Below are 18,795 nucleotides of genomic sequence, written 5' to 3' on the forward strand. Positions count from 1 at the left end.
TCGGTCGGACGTTCCCCGCGCTCCAGCGCACCTAACACACGGTCACGCAAGTCTCTTGAATACGCATACATAGTCGCCCCTCCCCTATGACAGGGACACTATAACACATAAATGTAAATACTTAAATCAAAAATGCTCTAATGTGAGAAACCCGATCACCACGGTGGAAAAGGTTGTGAATTCCGTTACGACAGGGGATGTAGGGAGCTTGTTACGAACTGTCGGCAATGTGGCGCAAACGATAGTGGCGCAAAAGATTGAAGAAAAAATTGCTGACAAGATAGGGATCTCACCGACCCTCTTGAATGCAGGTCTGACGGGGCTTTCTATTATTGGCAATGAAGTAGCTGGGTCGAGATATACGGATAACTTTCAGGGCACCGGGCAACCTGGGTTTAATGGTGTTGGCAATCGTGGACCTATAGGCGCACCCTTTGACGCCGTCGACATTGTACTGGGCTATCAAGGTCTCCCGACCGCCTCGACAGGCGATTATATAAATGGGTCCTCTTATGCAACCAGCCCCACAGGGTATAGTGGAGGTGTGTTTGATGCTAACTATCTTGTATCCACTGGGAATGCCGTGGGGGGTAATACTTTTGCACCGCCCTTCGGTACTGTTGCGCCCGGTGGGGTAAACCCTACGATAGGCGCCTATGACCTTGTGAATGGAGGGGTTTTAGGGGTAATTCCGAACCCGACTGCAATCATAAACTATAAACCCTGTACTGCGGTACATTTTTTTGATGGGTGTTATGGGAATTAGAGAAGTCTGTTTTAAGTTAGAACAGAAAATCATCATGCTGAGAAACTGCTTTATGTTTTTGATAACATTTTCTCTAGCTGTGAACCTATATGGTTGTTACGGTATGGCGCACTATCAAAGTCCCCCCTCCGCTGTTTTAACTGATGGCACTGGCGTCGCACCAGTCAAGCCAGATGAGTTCGAAGTTAAATCTGATAAATACCAACGGTATCAGGCTTCGTTCGACTTTAAACCGCCGAAGCCTTCTGAAAGCCTGAGAAATATGGTAGAAGTTAGAAAGGAGGAAATCTGGAAGATTACACACGTCATCGGATCGAGATACATAATTCAGTCAGATGAATACAATGAACGCCAGTGCCAATACCTCAACAGTCTAGGCAAAGGCACTGGAGGGTTCGTAAACATCTTTGGTGTATGCCTCAGCGATTATGACTACGGTATTTACATCACAGCAGACGGAAAAGTCAACGGTGGCTGGGAGTTACTCCCAAGCGATCGTATAATGGGCGCTAATCGCTATATGTACATGCATTGGGAAGAGACAAAAAATGAGGGTTGGCCACGCGGCGTGGTGTTCGAACCAACAAAATCACTACCCTTCCATTAGGAACAGCGCCTAAAGGGTCACAATGTGCCACCCCCGGTTTTCCGGACACCCAGATAAGGGGATAGGCTTACTAAGCCGGTAGGGTGGGCAAACATCTTTTTGTTTGCCCACGCGTATCGAATGAACGTGATGCATGATGGACGGTGAATTTTATAGTGTCGGATTCTTCGGGCCTTTACCGCGCGGGCACAAAAACCGTGCCCACCCTACTACTGGGAATTACTCCCAAGCGATCGTATAATGGGCGCTTCTTCGGGCCTTTACCGCGCGGGCACAAAAACCGTGCCCACCCTACTACTGGGAGTTACTCCCAAGCGATCGTATAATGGGCGCTAATCGCTATATGTACATGCATTGGGAAGAGACAAAAAATGAGGGTTGGCCACGCGGCGTGGTGTTCGAACCAACAAAATCACTACCCTTCCATTAGGAGCAGCGCCTAAAGGGTCACAATGTGCCACCCCCGGTTTTCCGGACACCCAGATAAGGGGATAGGCTTACGAAGTGAGATGCCTCTAGTGTATGCGGCTCAATGAATCGCCGGGCCGATTTTGCTTCTCAAGCGGACGGTAGATAAGCTGCCAATTGGACGGTCTGAAGACTTCCAATTGGACGATAGTCAGGGTTGCAATGGGACGCTATGGGAACCGATCCGCTGTATCCGCGCTATCTGTTGCCCCGCCTGCGGGAAGCCTTGGCGGCACGGACCGCGCCAATGCGGCAAGACCACGCTTGCGCGGATGCTGGGCAAGCGCTACGCCTACTACACCTTTGACGACCGCGATCTGTTGGCGGCCGCCAAACGGGACCCGGTCGGCTTTGTCGAGCGGTTGCCCGCGCGGGTCATTCTTGATGAAGTGCAGCACGCGCCGGAACTCTTTGCGGAGTTGAAGCAGGCAATCGACTGGCAGCGGCAGCCGGGACGTTTCGTGTTGACCGGCTCCGCGAATGTGCTGCTGCTGCCCCGGCTGTCGGATTCGCTGGCCGGGCGGATGGAGATTCTGCCGCTCTACCCGCTGGCGCAGAGCGAGCTGGCCCGCAAGCCGTCCGGTTTTCTGGATCAGGTATTTAGCGGGAAGCTTGCCGGATATCACGCTGAGAGACTGGGAAAGGAACTGGCGGCGCGCATCGTGGCTGGCGGATTTCCTGAACCGTTGCAGCGCGCCACCGCGGCGCGGCGGCGCGCCTGGTACGACAATTACGTTGATACCCTGATCCAGCGTGATATCCGTGAGCTCTCCCACATTCAGCATGGCGACATCATCCCCAAGTTACTGCGGCTGCTAGCCAACCACACGGGGCAGTTGCTCAATATCAGTGAGCTGGCCAAAGCCTTTCAATTGAGCCGTCACACGATTGACGGGTATGTGGCGCTGCTGCGCCAAGTCTTTCTTGTGGATTTCCTGTCGCCCTGGTTCAGTAACCGCAACAAACGTCTGGTCAAGACGTCGAAGATTCATATGCTAGACACGGGTCTCGCCTGCGCGCTTATGCAACTTAATCAAGCCCGGATCGAACAGCAGCCGGCGGTATTCGGCCAAGTTCTGGAGTCGTTTGTTTACGGCGAACTGCGCAAACAGGCGAGCTGGCGGTCTGAGTCCCTGGAGTTTCATTATTATCGTGATAAGGACCAATACGAGGTGGACATGGTGCTGGAAGATTCCTCCGGCCGGTTCGTGGGCATAGAAGTCAAGGCGGCCGCCAGCATCGCCGAATCCGACTTCCGCGGTTTGCGCCGATTCCAACGACAGATAGGCAAGCGCTTTTCGGCAGGCGTGGTGCTGTACGACGGCAGGCAGGTATTGTCCTTCGGTGAGGGCCTGTTTGCAGCGCCTGTGAGTGTACTGTGGGCGATATAGTCATTGATACCCACTTATGAGCCGGTCCTCTACTCTTTCGGTTGCGATTGTTTGCTATCGCCCCGATATTTCTTTGCTAAGCAAAACGATTGAGAGTGTCAATGCAGCAATCGGGTATGCACAAGACAGGGGTGAATTGGGCGAAACAGCGTTATGGTTGATTGACAATGGTCCGCATCAGGAGGGGGAGACTACTGATATCACAAGCTTGTTGCGTGGTGAACGGGTACAGCTAAACGGTGTGCCTGTAGAGGTAATCAGGTGCGAAGAAAATCTGGGCTATGGACGAGGCCATAATCTCGCCATCCGGCGCACCAGCAAGGACTATCATTTGATATTGAATCCAGACGTCATCTTGGCGGAAGACGCGCTGTCCCAGGCCCTCGCTTTTATGGGAGCACATTCCGATGTCGGCCTGCTGGCGCCGGCGGTGACCGGAGAAGATGGCGCACCGCACTATTTATGTAAACGCTACCCTGCTGTGTTCGATCTTCTGTTGCGCGGTTTTGCTCCGCGAGCCGTTCAGCGCTTGTTTCGAAAGCGCCTTGCTTATTATGAGATGAGGGATGTGCTCAATACTGCGACGGCATTGGATGTGCCCATGGTGAGCGGTAGTTTTATGTTTTTCAGGCGCCCCGTGCTTTCAAAGCTGGGGGGCTTCACGGATGATCTGTTTCTGTACTTTGAAGATTTCGATCTCTCTCAAAGAACGCGTGAAATAGCGCGCACCGCCTACGTGCCCGCCGTCCGCATCCGGCATTTTGGAGGTAACGCGGCAAAGAAGGGGATGGCTCACGTCTGGATGTTCATTAAATCCGCTTTTATTTTCTACAATAAGCATGGATGGAGATGGTGGTAATCAGAGATTCCCGATAGATTTGTTTTCCCGGCAGTAGCTCCATAACTCAGGCCATACATTCAGCGCACTGCCGTAACGTTGTAATACATCGCGCGTCCCCTCACTACCGAGCCGGCCTGCCGACAGTTCTGCCTGATTTGATGGATTAACGTCATCGGACGGAGTGGATGTGCCGTTGGCGGTGATGATGCGTTGCAGGTCTTTGATCCAGTAGTCCGGCGCATCGGGATGTTCCTGCAGACGATTGTGCAGGCGTCGTATCACGTCAGCCCGCATGGATAGCCTGTGTTCCTGGAGAGCGGTCTTGAAGGTGCTCTCATCGGCGTCGGCAATGTCGAGATAAAGCGTTGCGAGGGTATGGAGGCGTTGCGCAGTGTGCCCGGCCAGGCAACGCGGCGCATCGCGCAGGGCAAGATCGGCGAGATAACCGAGCACGTTCGGCCTGGCGGCTCTGTCCAGGGCGTCCCTATCCCAGCGGCGCGGCGGTTCGGGAAGGTGTAACAACCCCCACGAAAACTCAAGCACGAGCATATCGGGATAAAGATATTGTGTGGCGGCGCCGAACAATGCGTCTTCGTTGCCGAACTCGGGCGCGGTGGGCGGGAGCAGGCGGCGATTATCCAGGCCCATGGCGGTCGTCGTCATGAGGCCTTTGGAGGTTGCGAAATGCAGGCCCGGATGGCCCCACCACAGTGTGCGGGAACTGCTGTTGTGCAGGTAGTCGGCCTCGCTGGCGATAAAGCGTTGCCAGGAATCCTTATCCAGATCGAATAACCAGCCTGGAGAATTGATGCCGGGATCGCCGAAGCTTCCGGCGACTGTTAATAATACCGGCGAGGCTTTGGCCACGCGCGATATTTCGTGGGGTTGCAGGCGGCTTACCGATGCCTGTGTCAGAGTGCCCCCGGAAAAATGCCCCAGCGCCTGCGTCAGGGTTGCGCCGAGTATTTCTTGATGCTGAGCGATAGGGTCTATGTCGGCAATCTGATTACGTTTCAGCAGCTCGTCACGATCAGGATAAAAATTAACCTGCCGCTCACGGCCGGAGATTTCTACTGCGGACGTGTGATGCGGGGACTTATACGCCACAGGCAGGGCGTCGTCATCGAACATGACGAAGCGTTCGCCGGCGCTCAGCAATAAAGCATAGTTCCAGGTGCGGCCATAGGACGCCGCGCCGTAACCCGGAGTCGCATTCAAAAGCCATTGTATCGTTGGCGCATGCTGCGGGAACTTCCGGCATAGAGTTTCCGTAAAGCGCTGCTGGGAAGTTTGGCCGTAGTAGGCGACGTTCAAGCTCTGCGCGGCGAACTCTGCTACGGATTGGTTATTCTGCTGTTGCTGTTCTGAAGACTTGGAGTCGTCGAGGATGATATAGCGATAATGATTTTTGAAGCGCTTTTCATTATCCAGGAAACTGTTTAATAGCCGGCGCAATTGCTCAGGGCGGTCGCAGGCACGCACCATTACGCTATGCAAGGGGCCCGCGCTGTATGGAACGGCCGGTATGGACAGCTCGCGGACAATATCCATGGCGCTGGTCATGAAGCCTTGGGTAGAGAGCGAGTCCAGGATGCGTCGCACCTCGGCGGCTTGATCTGCGAGTGCGGGGACAAGGCCGGTTACCCGGCTGACGTGATCGTCGAGGCTGCGGAATTCGCGGCACAACTGCAGGGTGTTTAATACATCCAGACCCACCGCAACTTCGGCGCCGGTGCGCTTGCTTCGCAGCAGACAGTGACTTGCAGAGAGCGGGAAGACGTGGCAGTCATCTAACGCTATTAAAGGCACGCTATTTCCTTTAGGTGCAGCAGATACAACCGTTGGAGCCTGGCTCCATGAATAATCCAGTGTCGTTTCGGGCTTTTCTTGATTCATAGAGTTCCTTGATGGTGGGGCGCGAGGGAGAACTAATGAGTTGAGGGCGCCCTCAACTCTCAGGTCCCTGTTACGGGCTGAGAGCGGTCCAGCAGCCTGTTCAGAAAACTTCGATTCATGGCGATCCATAAGACAGCGGTGGAGATGGGCGGCAGGATGAGGTAGCCGAATTGGTAGCCGAGTGCGATGCCTTCGCGGGTCCATTGCGGGAAGTTTACTTGCGTTGCGACAGTCGGACCGAGATCGAAGGCCACTGTTTTTAGAAATTCAAAACAAACGCCCCAGGCCTGAAAGGGCAGCAGGCCCACATAAGCAATAAAGAGCTTGCTCCAGGAAACGCTCAAGCCTTCGACAGCGAACAGCAATGCTATCAGTAAGGGGAGGCTATAGCCGTAAATGAGCGGGTTGATTTCAACGACGATAAGGCCCTTACCCTGTTGCGGCTGCGCCGCTGGTATCTCGGCTTCGAAGGGTGTGACGAAAGTGAGTTTGTGATCGCCCAGCTCGACGTTGGTCAGCAGATGGGTGGTAGATTGCTGCAAGGCGAACTTGGATATCGTTGCCAAAGGCAGGTTAAGCAGGTTGGCGGCCTGGTACCAGAACACAAAGCTAAGCGGCAGCCAGATCAGCGTCCTCAATAGAAATGCATAGAGCGGGTTAGAAGGCATGGGCGGTGTTACGCGGCAACATCCGTATCCAGACCAGCCAGACGATCATCGCGTCGAGCATGATGAGCGCCTGCCAGATATACAGGTGCGCCCAATCAAACGCCTCGCGGTCCCATTGTCCAATGTAAAACAGGCTGATGATGCGCACCAGGTTGAGGCCCTGGATGGCGAGAAAGCCGATGGCGAAGCCGATCAGCTTGTGCCACGCGGAGGCGGGAAAGGCGAGGATGGCGGCGAGCAGGATGAGCGTGGCCTCTACCCCATTGCAGCCGGCGACTATCTCTACGCCAAAGCCGGTGCGGATGCTTTGGATAATAACGCCGCCGGAGCGGACATCGCTGTCAAACAATTGCATGAGCCAGGCGCTGATCTTGGCCAGCAACCCCGTCCAGGGGATGATGACGGCCTGCTGCACCGGCTGGAGTATCTCCACGGTGAACAGAACTATGAGCAGCAAAAGAAAAATGGCGAAGAAGCGAAACATGGATGAGTTAGTATTATCTCGTGCTGTAATGTTGCTAAAAACTACGATAGTAATACCTCATAAAGCAACACCCTCCCCCCAGCCCCTTCCCGTCAAGGGAGGGGGATATTTTTCCGAGGGGCTTTGTTTACGAATTCATCGGTACAGGCGCCATCGTACAAGGGTGTGGTGTTCTAGTCTATATCTCATATAAGCGGCTGCATGCCGTAAATAGTAACAAGGTGCGCACAGCCTTTTCAGGCCACAGCCTGCCTGCGGCTACGCCGTAGTGATACAGTTGTCCGCGGTAGGGTTCAGCCAATTCGGTCAGGTTATCCGGGCTGGCTATTTCATGGGTTTTGTAGTCTACGACGGTGATGTGATCGGTGTGCACCACCAGGCGGTCTATGACGCCGTGCACCATCGTCGCGCCGGCTTGATAAGAAACGGGGACCTCGTTGTAAGCGGCGAGATAACACGTAGGGTCATAGAGGTCGCGGAACTGCGGTTGGCGGATGATTGCGCAGGCCTTGCTCCACCAGCCCTGCAGGGTGTTGTCGCCGGCCTCTAGTCCGTGTTCGTGGGCGATAAGTTTCAGCAGCTCGCTGTCCTTTATTGGGGGCAACGCGGTTAGTTTTTCCAGCATGCGATGAATGACGATACCGCGCAGTCTGCCGTCTTCGTCATCGCCGTAAAGGGTGGGTTGCGAGCTGCCCGCCCTGCTTGGCGCGATTTCTGTCACTCGGTTTGGTAGCAGGATAGGCTGAGATAAGCCGGCATCTATTTCGACGGGTTCACGCAAGAGATCATGTTGTGATGCGGTGATCTCCGTTGTTCTCTCGCCCGATTCAATCACCTGTGCGTCTTGTGACGCACAGGGATGTGCTAATGCCGCAGGCGCAGGAAGCGCAGGAGCGGCTTCGCCCGGAGGCGACAAAGCCTGTTGGATGAGACCGTACCAGCCGAGATCACTGCCTTTGTTCGGCGCGCAGCCGGAGATGAACAATAGTTGCTGGGCGCGGGTGAGGGCGACATAGAGCAGATTGGCGTCTTCGCGCCGTTCCGCCGATTTATGCCGTTCGAGTAATGTCTGGCTCAGCGTATCGAGATCCTCTTTTCTACCGCTGAGCAGAAAATGCGTGGGGCGCGGCGCCGCGGAGGGCCACTCGATCAATACCTGATAAGGCCGCGTGGACGGTGGCGCACGACCGGCGTCGGCGAGAAATACCACCGGCGCTTCGAGCCCCTTGGCCGCGTGTATGGTCATGATCCGCACGGTCGCTCCCGGCATCCTGCCTCCTGCGACATTAGTACTTCCCTGTACGTCACAAGAAGTGATGCCGGGCGCTGCGGCGTCATCGGGCGCTTCTCTATCGGCCTGCGCCATCGCGCGAAGCTGGGCGCGAAACTGCGGCGGACTGGGGTAGCGTCCGCTGTCGAGTTCCAGCGCAAGTTCGATAAATCGTGTTAGATTGCCTAGCACCCGCGCTGTGAGATGATCGGGGAAGGCCGCCCCAAAGCGCGCCATAACGCCGCCTTCACAATAGATACGATCCAGCAGATCATGCACGGGCAGCCGGCCTGCGAGCGCGCGCCATTGGCTGAGACTATGGTGCGCGCGGCAAAGCGGCGTGCCAGGCTGTAATTCCGGAGCGAGCAGCTTGAGCCGCTCATTCCAGGGCGTTTCATCTGAAGAGTGCATGGCGAGCCGTATGAGATCGGCGTCGCTGCATGCAAACAGCGGAGAGCGCAACACCTGCGCCAAGGCCAGATTGTCATAGGGGGTAATCAAGGTGTCGAGCAGGGCGAGCATGTCCTGCACCTCCAGACTTTCGAGGAGGGTGCCGCGCGCCGCGCCCAGGTAGGGGATGCCGGCTTCGCGCAGCGCGGCTTCGTAACTCTGGGCATGGGTGCGGTTACGCAGCAGGATGAGGATGTCGCCGAAATTGACGGGCCGCGCATTCCCCGGCGGGCCAATCAGGGTGCGCGTGTCAATGAGTGTTTGAATGCGTTGCGCGATGAGGCGGCCTTCCTCCAGGTGACGGATATCTTCTTCGAGTACGCGCGGCTCTAGTAAAGGATTGCGTAATGCGTCCCGTGCACTATTATCCGGCGCCGTCTCGGCAACAGTAATCAACGGCAGCAGTTCGACACGTCCCCACAGGTCGTCTTGATGTGTGACGTGTGTCTCAAAATCGCCGAGCTGCTCCGCCAGTGCGGGCAGACTGAAGGTCCGGTTCACACATTCGATGATGGCCGTCGCCGAACGCCACGAGGCGTGCAGCGGGAAGCTTTCGGACTGTAAATTCTTCTCCAGCCAGGACCGGGCCGCGGTGAACAGGTGAGGGTCGGCGCGGCGGAAACGGTAAATGGACTGTTTGTGATCGCCCACTAAAAATACACTGCGCTCCCGTGTAGGTCCCGAGGCAAGTTCCTCTAACAGAGGCAGGATCAAATGCCATTGCGTGGGGTTGGTGTCTTGAAACTCATCAATCAGTAAATGGTCAATGCGCTGATCCAGTTTATACTGCACCCACAGGGCATGATCGGAGCGGTTTAACAGGCGATACGCCTGCCACTCCAGATCGCTGAAGTCGAGCAAGCCCTGTTCCGCCTTGAGGCGTTGATAGTGATCGAGATAACGGCTCCCGGCCGTGAACCAGGCGCGCGATACGTTAAGGGTAGAATGTTTGGCAAACCACGCCAGCCGTTCGCACACGTGCTCAAAGATAAATACGAAACGCCGCGCGGCGGCATCACCCAGAAGCGTTGACTGCGCCTTGGTGATGGGACGTTTGCGCGGCGTGCCGTCCTGAGTGAGAAACACCTCACGGATCATCCGGATATGCAGTTCATTGTGTTCAGTGTGGTTCAGACAGTCTTGCAATAGCCGGATGTGATGCGGGTTGCCTGAAAACTTCACCAGCAATTCGGCAAACTCATGCAGTTGCTGTTGTACCTCTGACGTACATGGATGTACTAATGTCGCGGGAGGCAGGATGCCGGGAGCGACCGCTGAAAAGAATTCACTCACCGCATCTGAATCTGGGTCAATCTCCAACTGTTTTGCGAGGTTCATGACTGCAAAGCCGACAGGATCAGACTGGCCTTCGCTATAGGCCCACCAGTCGCTACGGTGTTCCAGAAAATTTTTGAGCGCCGTCTCGGTTCCGGAGAGCCCGCCGCAGAGATCGAACAGGGTCAGCATCGCCTCCGCGAGCGCGCCGTCCGGGGTCTCCGTCGCCTCGCGCAACAAGGCCTGCCACGCCGTTCGCTGCCAGTGCGCCGTCTGCTCGGCCAATTCAAATCCGGGCGAGACGCCTGCCTCCAGCGGGAAGCGTTGCAGTAATTCCTGGCAGAAGGCGTGGAAGGTGGAAATCTTGAGCGGTTGCTCAGAACGCAACAAGGCTTCGTATAAGCCGCGCGCCCGCGCGCAATTTTCCTCATCGGGCGCCACACCCATGCCCTGTAATGCAGTTATCAACTCAGGGCCGGAACAGCGGGCGAGTTCAAACAGGCGGTCGTTCAGGCGCGTCTGCATCTCCGCCGCGGCCTTGCGGGTGAAGGTGATGGCGAGGATGGCATCGGGACGCGCGCCGGCCAGCAGCAGGCGGATCAGGCGAGTGACCAGCAGCCAGGTTTTGCCGGTGCCCGCCGAGGCCGTTACGGTGGCATGACGCTCCGGGGCGCTGGCGGCATGTATCGAGGTCACTCCCGGCATCCCGCCTCCTGTGCCGTACAGGGAGTACCCATGTCGCGAGAGGCAGGAAGCCGGGAGCGACCGACATTAGTACCTCCGTGTACGTTACTAGACATGCCGTGATTCTGCGACAGGCCATGCCTGGCGGCGGCACAGACCCTGCATCTCGCAACGTGCGCAGGTTTTTGGATCGCCCCAGGCCGGTGCGCCTGTTCCTTCACGCAGCGCCTGCATGACGGCATCGAGCCGCTGCGCCGTCAGGGTGCTCAGCCGGTGCAGCTCTTCCCCTTCCAGCCGCGCGCCCGGTTTGACCAGATCTTTATCGAGCAGCAAATACTCGACGCGCTCTATATTATCGTTATATAACTGCTCCGCCAGCAGCGCATAGAAAATCAACTGCGTGGCCTCGCCGCTGGAGACGTCCGCCTGCTTGTCACCCTGGCCGGTCTTGTAATCCAGGATGTGCAGCCCGTTCCGGCGCCGGTCTATGCGATCCAGCCGCCCGGTTAGCGTGAGGCCATCCGCCCGAGCGCTGCGCACGCTGACCTCGCAGGCGAGTGGTGAACCCTCCTGCGCGATCTGCCAGTCAATGTAATCGGGGATAATCGCCAGCCAGCGCGCCAGCCAGGCGCGGTGTACGAAGTTTTTTTTCACATCGGGGGCGAATACGGCTTGGCTGATTTCGGTGAGCATGTGAATCGCCCGCGCGCGGTTTTCCGTCGCGATCGCTTCGCTAAAAGGGCCGGGTAAATCTTTGGCGCCGCAGTGAAAGGCTTGCAGGATACGATGCGCGCGCTCACCGAAGTCGCTTTTTTCGAGCAGCTCCTGTACCTCCTCGGACACGCGGAGTTGCAGGGCGTGTGCGGCGAAGAACTGATACGGACAATCAATGAGCCGCTGGTGAGCGCGGGCGGAGAGGGTGTCCGGCAATAGCGCCCGATCTATCGCGGGCCGCGGCCGGACGGTTCGGGCGGGGAGGGTGGATGGATCGGCATGGCTGATCTGGGCGCGAGGTTCATTGATCAGCGCGGTGAGCGTCTTGTCGTCCAGCCGGTCGCCATAGGCCAGGAGATGAAATGACTGCAAGGCCTCGACCCACGGACTGGGGAGGATGGGCTCGCCGTCCTGTTCGCGGCGCAGCGTGATCGTCACCTGCGGGGCGCACTCCAGCAATCGCCGGAAGTGGTAAAAGCGTGTGCAGAGTTCGTCATGACGCGTGGCGAGCCCCAACTCGCGCCGTACCGCGCTGTTGAAAAAGGGCGATGGCGGACCGCCGCCGGGCAGATGCTCGTGGTCGGCCCCGGCGATGATCAGCGCATCGAAACGGCACAGCGCTGTCTGTTCCAGCGCCAGCAACTGCACCGGACTGCCGGTATTATTCGGAACAAAATTCGCCGTCTCCAGGCTGCGCGCCAGCCAGGCCCGGAACTCCCGCCAGTTCATGCGCAGGCTGCGCCCAAAGAGCGCCTGCTGCAACGCCTCTATTTCAGCCAGGATGCGTTGCCCGGCGGCGTCATGAGCCAGCGCCTGGGTTATTCCCAGTCGCTGCAGGCTCTCTTGCAGGGCGTTGAGCAGGGTCTGGGGGTGATGTGCGTGCCCCTTCAACAGCGGCAGCAGAGGCTGGGAGGCGCGGTCGAGATCGGCGATGAGTTGGGCGATCGCGTCGCGCCCCTGCGTGAGGTGCGGCAGGCGCTTACGGGTCGTTCCCGGCATCCTGCCTCTGACGTACAGGGAAGTACTAATGTCGCGGGAGGCAGGACGCCGGGAGCGACCCGCGACATTAGTACTTCCGTGTACGTCATAATTGTGCAGCCCGCGCGGGAGATTGGCGCGGCGGATGATGTCGCGCTCCAGCCGGTAGACGGTATCGAGATGCTTGTCCCGGTCACGGTCCGGAAAGACAAAACTCGATTTGAGCAGGTCGAGCAGGGGGTCGTGGGCGAAATCCTGCTCCACCGTCTGTAGCCAACGCTCAATCGTGCTCGCGGCGCTGGTGGTGGACAGCGCCCATCCTGCCGCATCCTGAAGAGTGACACCGGCGCGCTCCAGCAAGGCCCGGATACGGCGGGTGAGGCGTCTGTCCTCGCTGACGATGCCGATGGCGCTACGGCCCTCAATCAGCCAACGGCGCACCTGGATGTCCACCGCCTTGGCCTCTTCTTCGGCCCCGTTGGCCGCAAACACCGACAGCCGGGTCGCTCCCGGCGTCCTGCCTCCCGCGACATTAGTACTTCCTTGTACGTCACCGGTGGCGGGGCTGTTGGAGCGGCGTTCCGCAAACGCACTTGCGCGTACCGCCAAAGCGGCGCTGCTGGGCGCATACACACTAGTTACAAAATCCGTGAAATCATCGTGGGATACTATTACCGTAGCGTCGCACTGCATGTTTTTTAGCAGCCTGACGAGAGGCGCGTCGGGAGCGGAACCGTGCAGAATGAGACTCAGTTGCCCGCGTTCATGCAAGGCCTTGCACCAGGCAAGTTCGGCGGGATAGAACTCATGAAATCCCGCCAGATAAAAATGCAGATTGCCCGGAATGGAACGATCACCGAGCCTGGACACATAGGCGCTGCGCCCATCCGTCTTGTGTTCGGCCTGAAGCTGATCGCGTAGCGCTTGCCAGAGGGTGTACACGACGCGGGCCTCGTCGCCCAGCGCCGCAGTGGCGATACCGTCAGGCAGGCCATACGCGTGCGCCAGCCGTGCCGTGAAGTGTTCCAGTGAGACGGGAGGGTCAGTCTGCCGCAGGGTCAATTCATCGAACAGCCTCAGCAAACTATCGGCTATTCGCCAGGGGGCCGCTCCCGGCGTCCTGCCTCCCGCGACATGAGTACTTCCGTGTACGTCACCGCCAAACAGATCCGGATGCTCTGCCAGGGCCTCTACGAGGAGGAGCGCGCGTGCGGGCTCTGAAATCACCCGGCCCGTTATGGGAACATGACGCTCCATCCAGCCGCGCAGGGTATCAATGTTCGGCCCCAGCAGGGCGTGATGACCGTGCGCCTGGGCGCGTTCCAACAGCAGCCTGCGCAGGCGCGGCGCGGCGCTCAGCGTAGGGAGCAGAATGACCGAGTTCGTGAGATCAGGCAGGGACGCCTGTTGCACGATCTCATCGGCGAGGACGGCGAGCGGATCGTGCCCATAGGGGACAATGAGCACGGGGTGGTGTATCAGCGCTCCAATAATTTGAGCTTGTCCGGCACCCCATCCCACTCCTTGGCATCAGGCGGCGGTTCGCCCATTTCGGTGATCACCGGCCAGGCCTTGGCCAGTTCGGCGTTGAGCGCGGTGAAATGCTTTTGTCCCTCGGGCACGGCGTCCTCCGCGAAGATGGCATTGGCCGGGCACTCCGGTTCGCACAAGGTGCAATCTATGCACTCATCGGGATCTATGACCAAAAAGTTCGGCCCTTCGTGGAAGCAGTCCACGGGGCAGACCTCGACACAGTCCATGTATTTGCATTTGATGCAGTTTTCGGTAACGACAAAGGTCATGTTCATCTCCCGCACGGGGCCGTGCGCTATCAAAATGCCCGGTTGCTCAATATAATGGGGTCACTATGATCCCTTTAGGCTGCAATTATAGCAGGATGTTTCCGGCCGTTTCCAAACGGGTGCGGTCGCTCCCGGCATCCTGCCTCCCGCGACATTAGTACTGCCTTGTACGTCACCGGTAGCCCTCCCATGACTTTGCACTACGACCTGCACAGCCACTCCACCGCCTCCGACGGCACCTTGAGTCCGGCCGAGCTGGTGGCGCGGGCCCATGCCCGCGGCGTGCACGTGCTGGCGCTCACCGACCACGACAGCACCGAGGGCCTTGCCGAGGCGGCGGCCGCGGCGGCCATTAGTACATCCATGTACGTCAGAGATATCGGGTTAGACCTCGTCCCCGGCGTAGAGATCTCGGTGAGCTGGAATAGCCAGACGGTACACATCATCGGCCTGCACATTGACCCTGCGAATCAAGCCCTGCAGGAGGGTTTGGCGGGGCTGCGCGGCTTTCGGGACTGGCGCGCGCAAGAAATCGCGCGGCGTCTTGAAAAACACGGCATTGCGGATACCTACGAAGGCGCCAAGGCCTATGCCAAAGGGACTATCGTGAGCCGCACCCATTTTGCGCGATTGCTGGTCGAGCGTGGCGAGGCGCGCGATCTGCAACAGGTTTTCAAGCGGTTTCTGGTCCACGGCAAGCCCGGCTACGTGAGCGGCGAGTGGGCCAAGCTGGAAGACGCCGTGAGCTGGATCACCGGCGCGGGCGGGCAAGCCGTCATCGCCCATCCGGCCCGTTACAAACTCACCGCCTCGCGCCTGCGCACGCTGTTCACCGAATTCAAGGACGCAGGCGGCGCAGGCATCGAAGTCGTGTCCGGCAGCCACAGCCGCGACGATTATTTCACCCTGGCCAACTACGCAAAACAGTTCGGACTGCTCGCCTCCAGCGGCTCCGATTATCACGGCCCCGAACACCCCTGGATAGAGCTGGGCCGGCTGCCTGAATTGCCCAAGAATTGCGTTCCGATCTGGACAGAATGGAGTCAATATCCATGCAACGTCTCCACCTCCACCCCACCCACCCCCAGGCGCGCCTGATTAACCTGGCCGTCAAGGTCATCCGCGACGGCGGAGTGATCGTCTATCCAACCGATTCCAGCTATGCCCTCGGTTGTCATATCGGCGACAAGACCGCGCTGGAACGTATCTGCCGTATCCGCAACCTGGACGACAGACACAACTTCACCCTGGTGTGCCGCGATCTCTCGGAGATCGCCATCTATGCCAAGGTGGATAACACCGCGTACCGGGCGATCAAGGCTCACACCCCCGGCCCCTACACCTTCATCCTCAAGGCCACCCACGAAGTGCCGCGCCGCCTGCAAAACCCCAAGCGCAAAACCATCGGCCTGCGCGTGCCCGATCACCCCATCGTGCAGGCGCTGCTGGCCGCGCTGGGCGAGCCGATCATGAGCACCACCCTCATCCTCCCCGGCGGTGATCTTCCGCTCAATGATCCGGATGAGATCGAGCGGCTTTTAAAAAATCAAACGGACCTCATCCTGGACGCCGGCAACGGCGGCTTGGACACCACCACCGTGGTGGATCTGGTGGACGAAGTCCCGCGTGTGATCCGCGAGGGCAAGGGCGATGGCCGTGCGTTTGTGAGCTGAGCGGATTTCCCGCCCGGTTTGGTAAAACTGTAGGGCAAGGGCCAAACCGGTTATAATCCGGCGATGGATGAACTCAGTTTGATGCAGCGCATCGCGGTATGGGCGCTGCCCTTGATCTTTGCCATTACCGTGCATGAAGTGGCCCACGGCTGGATGGCGCGGCGGCTGGGCGACCCCACCGCCATGATGTTGGGGCGGCTGACCCTCAATCCCCTTAAGCATATTGATCCGGTCGGAACTATCCTGGTGCCGCTGTTGTTATTGATGATCAGCCCGTTCATCTTCGGCTGGGCCAAACCGGTGCCGGTGACCTGGCAGAACCTCAAGCACCCCAAGCGCGACATGGCGCTGGTGGCCGCCGCCGGGCCGCTCGCCAATCTGCTGATGGCGGTGCTTTGGCTACTGGTGTTGAAGATTGGGGTGGTACTCAGCGGTCAATTCCCCTGGGCTGCGACCTTTCTGCGCTATGTCGGACAGGCGGGGGTGTTTATCAATCTCATACTCATGGTGTTGAACCTCATCCCCATCCCGCCGCTGGACGGCGGGCGGGTGCTGTCGGGGCTGTTGCCTGGGCCTTTGTCCTGGCAATTAAACCGGCTGGAGCCGGTCGGCTTTATTATTCTGATTGCGCTGCTGGTGACGGGCATCCTCGGGCAGGTCATGGGGCCGGTGGTGTTCGGGTTACAGTCGGCGCTGTATTTTTTAGTCGGTTTGAGGGGGTAGTTTGAGTTCGGTTCCTACGCAACACCAGCGGGTGCTGTCGGGCATGCGCCCCACCGGAGCTTTGCATCTCGGTCACTATCACGGGGTACTCAAGAACTGGCTGCGCTTGCAGCACGAGTACGAGTGTTACTTTTTTGTCGCCGACTGGCACGCGCTCACCACGCACTACGAAGACCCGCGCATCATCGGCGAGAGCGTCTGGGACATGGTGGTGGATTGGCTGGCGGTGGGCATCAACCCGGGCGCCGCCAAGCTGTTTATCCAGTCGCGCATTCCCGAACACGCCGAGCTGCACTTGTTGCTCTCCATGATGACCCCGCTCGGCTGGCTGGAACGGGTGCCGAGCTACAAGGATCAACAGGAAAAGCTCAAAGAGCTGGATTTGGCGACTTACGGTTTTCTCGGTTATCCGCTGCTGCAGAGCGCGGATATCCTGATCTACAAGGCCGGCCAGGTGCCGGTCGGCGAGGACCAGGTCGCCCACGTCGAACTGACCCGCGAGGTGGCGCGGCGCTTCAATCATTTGTATGGGCGGGAACCGGACTTTGAGGAAAAGGTCGAGATCGCCATCAAAAATCTGGGTGCGAGGAACGCCAGACTTTACAAATCCTTGCGTAAGCGCTATCAGGAACAGGGCGATCACGAGGCGCTGGAGACGGCGCACGCCTTGTTGACAGGGCTCCAGAACATCACCCTGGGCGACCGCGAACGGCTGCTCGGATTTCTGGAGGGCGAGGGGCTGATTATCCTGCCCGAACCGCACGCCCTGCTGACCCCGATACCCAAGATGCCGGGGCTGGACGGGCAGAAGATGTCCAAGTCCTACAACAACACCATCGGGCTGCGCGAAGATCCCAAGGCAGTCGAGGCCAAGCTGCGCACCATGCAAACCGACCCCGCGCGCGTGCGCAGAACCGATCCCGGCGAGCCGGAACGCTGTCCGGTGTGGCAGCTCCACAAGATCTACTCGAGCGACGAGACCAAGGCCTGGGTGCAGGAGGGCTGCCGCAGCGCGGGCATCGGCTGTCTGGACTGCAAGCGGCCGCTCATCGAGGCCATCCTTCAGGAGTTGGCGCCGATCCGCGAGCGTGCCCAGGAGTTTGTCGAGAACCCGGAATCGGTGCAGCGCATTATCGCCGACGGCTGCGAGGCGGCGCGCGCGGTGGCGCGTGAGACCCTGGACGAGGTGCGGCGGGCAATGGGTCTTTCTTATCAGTGGTCCAGCACGGAACACGGCTGAATATGAGCACTGAACTTCAAGAAGCAATAAGCGCACAGACTCCACCGGCGCTGCCGCCCTTCGCTATGGTACAGGGCGCCCCGCTCACCCAAATGCCGCGCGACCTCTACATCCCCCCCGATGCGCTGGAGGTGTTTCTGGACGCCTTCGAGGGGCCGCTCGATCTGTTGCTCTATCTCATCAAGCGCCAGAACATTGATATTCTCGACATCCCCATCGCGCAGGTCACCCATCAATATATGGACTACATCGAGCTCATGAAGGAGGGGCCTCTGGAGTTGACCGCAGAGTATTTGCTGATGGCGGCAATGCTGGCCGAGATCAAGTCGCGCATGCTGTTGCCGCGCCCGCCCGATCTCGCCGGGGAGGATGATCCGCGCGCCGAGCTGGTGCGGCGGTTGCAGGAATATGAACGCTACAAGCAGGCGGCGGAGGATATGGACACCCTGCCGCAACTCGGTCGCGATGTGTTTCACGCCGGTGTGCAAGCGCCCGACGGCCGCTTGCAGAGGCCGCCGCCCACGGTGAATCTATATGAAATCCTGCTGGCCTTCAAAGAGGTGCTGGCGCGCGCCGAGATGTTTTCTCATCATCATATCCAGCGCGAACCGTTGTCGGTGCGCGAGCGCATGGCGCAGGTCTTGACGCTGGTACAGGCCGACAGTTACACCGATTTCACGAGTCTGTTTAATGTGGAAGAGGGGCGCAGGGGCCTGGTGGTCACACTGCTCGCGCTGCTGGAATTGATTAAGGAATCCCTCGTCGAATTGGTGCAGAACGAGGCCTTTGGGCCGATTCACGTAAAATCCGCCGGGGCGCGCTTTACTCAGGAGTCAGAAAATAAGGCTACAACGTTATAATGTGA

At 58.5% G+C, this 18,795-nt stretch carries 14 protein-coding genes and 1 pseudogene; 9 read left to right on the forward strand and 6 right to left on the reverse strand.

Annotated elements, in window-relative coordinates; translation table 11 throughout:
- Positions 1–163 precede the first annotated feature (163 nt).
- The 4 genes and pseudogenes from HY028_02340 to HY028_02355 all read left to right on the forward strand — a co-directional run bounded on the left by HY028_02340 (position 164) and on the right by HY028_02355 (position 4,091).
- Positions 164–766 (forward strand): hypothetical protein, encoded by a 603-nt coding sequence (locus tag HY028_02340; protein ID MBI3343703.1) that lies wholly within the window; start codon positions 164–166, stop codon positions 764–766.
- Positions 756–1,373 (forward strand): hypothetical protein, encoded by a 618-nt coding sequence (locus HY028_02345; protein ID MBI3343704.1) that lies wholly within the window; start codon positions 756–758, stop codon positions 1,371–1,373. Before HY028_02340 ends, HY028_02345 begins: the two co-directional genes overlap by 11 nt.
- A 640-nt stretch (positions 1,374–2,013) precedes the next feature.
- Positions 2,014–3,232, forward strand: a pseudogene (locus tag HY028_02350) (ATP-binding protein).
- Positions 3,233–3,248: 16 nt separating this feature from the next.
- The gene (locus HY028_02355) at positions 3,249–4,091 is read left to right on the forward strand and encodes a glycosyltransferase (GenBank protein ID MBI3343705.1); all 843 of its coding nucleotides are present in this window, start codon (positions 3,249–3,251) and stop codon (positions 4,089–4,091) included.
- On the opposite strand, the gene HY028_02360 is transcribed toward HY028_02355, so the two are convergent.
- The 6 genes from HY028_02360 to HY028_02385 form a co-directional block, all read right to left on the reverse strand.
- Positions 4,092–5,882: a hypothetical protein gene (locus tag HY028_02360; GenBank protein MBI3343706.1), complete on the reverse strand. Its 1,791-nt coding sequence runs from the start codon at positions 5,880–5,882 to the stop codon at positions 4,092–4,094.
- A 146-nt stretch (positions 5,883–6,028) separates the two neighbouring features.
- A complete protein-coding gene (locus HY028_02365) occupies positions 6,029–6,313 on the reverse strand; it encodes a hypothetical protein (GenBank protein MBI3343707.1) in 285 nt (94 codons plus the stop codon).
- A 313-nt stretch (positions 6,314–6,626) separates the two neighbouring features.
- On the reverse strand, positions 6,627–7,121 hold the full coding sequence (gene xrtH / locus HY028_02370; GenBank protein MBI3343708.1) for an exosortase H: 495 nt from the start codon (positions 7,119–7,121) through the stop codon (positions 6,627–6,629).
- Between the two features lie 178 nt (positions 7,122–7,299).
- Positions 7,300–10,821 carry a UvrD-helicase domain-containing protein gene (locus tag HY028_02375; GenBank protein ID MBI3343709.1) on the reverse strand — a complete coding sequence of 1,174 codons (3,522 nt, stop codon included), beginning with the start codon at positions 10,819–10,821 and terminating at the stop codon, positions 7,300–7,302.
- Positions 10,822–10,908: 87 nt separating this feature from the next.
- Positions 10,909–13,959, reverse strand: a complete 3,051-nt coding sequence (locus tag HY028_02380; GenBank protein ID MBI3343710.1) for a PD-(D/E)XK nuclease family protein — start codon at positions 13,957–13,959, stop codon at positions 10,909–10,911.
- An 11-nt stretch (positions 13,960–13,970) separates the two neighbouring features.
- The gene (locus tag HY028_02385) at positions 13,971–14,294 is read right to left on the reverse strand and encodes a ferredoxin family protein (protein MBI3343711.1); all 324 of its coding nucleotides are present in this window, start codon (positions 14,292–14,294) and stop codon (positions 13,971–13,973) included.
- A 189-nt stretch (positions 14,295–14,483) separates the two neighbouring features.
- Here HY028_02385 and HY028_02390 point away from each other — a divergent pair, with 189 nt between their 5' ends.
- The 5 genes from HY028_02390 to HY028_02410 all read left to right on the forward strand — a co-directional run bounded on the left by HY028_02390 (position 14,484) and on the right by HY028_02410 (position 18,790).
- A complete protein-coding gene (locus HY028_02390) occupies positions 14,484–15,392 on the forward strand; it encodes a PHP domain-containing protein (GenBank protein ID MBI3343712.1) in 909 nt (302 codons plus the stop codon).
- Positions 15,347–15,967 carry a threonylcarbamoyl-AMP synthase gene (locus tag HY028_02395; GenBank protein MBI3343713.1) on the forward strand — a complete coding sequence of 207 codons (621 nt, stop codon included), beginning with the start codon at positions 15,347–15,349 and terminating at the stop codon, positions 15,965–15,967. Before HY028_02390 ends, HY028_02395 begins: the two co-directional genes overlap by 46 nt.
- Before the next feature lie 63 nt (positions 15,968–16,030).
- Complete coding sequence (locus HY028_02400) at positions 16,031–16,690, forward strand: site-2 protease family protein (protein MBI3343714.1); 660 nt, start codon at positions 16,031–16,033, stop codon at positions 16,688–16,690.
- 1 nt (position 16,691) lies between these two features.
- A complete protein-coding gene (locus HY028_02405; protein ID MBI3343715.1) occupies positions 16,692–17,930 on the forward strand; it encodes a tryptophan--tRNA ligase in 1,239 nt (412 codons plus the stop codon).
- 2 nt (positions 17,931–17,932) lie between these two features.
- Entirely contained in the window at positions 17,933–18,790 is an 858-nt protein-coding gene (locus HY028_02410; GenBank protein MBI3343716.1) for a segregation/condensation protein A, read from the forward strand.
- The last annotated feature ends 5 nt before the right edge of the window (positions 18,791–18,795 follow it).

The sequence above is a fragment of the Gammaproteobacteria bacterium genome (genome assembly GCA_016195665.1).
Lineage (GTDB): Bacteria > Pseudomonadota > Gammaproteobacteria > SURF-13 > SURF-13 > JACPZD01.

Excerpts from the sequence above, each read along its gene's own strand:
- HY028_02345 (MBI3343704.1), top strand. The coding sequence starts at position 756 with ATGGGAATTAGAGAAGTCTGTTTTAAGTTAGAACAGAAAATCATCATG.
- HY028_02355 (MBI3343705.1), top strand. The coding sequence starts at position 3,249 with ATGAGCCGGTCCTCTACTCTTTCGGTTGCGATTGTTTGCTATCGCCCC.
- xrtH (MBI3343708.1), bottom strand. The coding sequence starts at position 7,121 with ATGTTTCGCTTCTTCGCCATTTTTCTTTTGCTGCTCATAGTTCTGTTC.
- HY028_02375 (MBI3343709.1), bottom strand. The coding sequence starts at position 10,821 with ATGCCGGGAGTGACCTCGATACATGCCGCCAGCGCCCCGGAGCGTCAT.
- HY028_02385 (MBI3343711.1), bottom strand. The coding sequence starts at position 14,294 with ATGACCTTTGTCGTTACCGAAAACTGCATCAAATGCAAATACATGGAC.
- HY028_02390 (MBI3343712.1), top strand. The coding sequence starts at position 14,484 with ATGACTTTGCACTACGACCTGCACAGCCACTCCACCGCCTCCGACGGC.
- HY028_02395 (MBI3343713.1), top strand. The coding sequence starts at position 15,347 with ATGCAACGTCTCCACCTCCACCCCACCCACCCCCAGGCGCGCCTGATT.
- HY028_02400 (MBI3343714.1), top strand. The coding sequence starts at position 16,031 with ATGGATGAACTCAGTTTGATGCAGCGCATCGCGGTATGGGCGCTGCCC.
- HY028_02410 (MBI3343716.1), top strand. The coding sequence starts at position 17,933 with ATGAGCACTGAACTTCAAGAAGCAATAAGCGCACAGACTCCACCGGCG.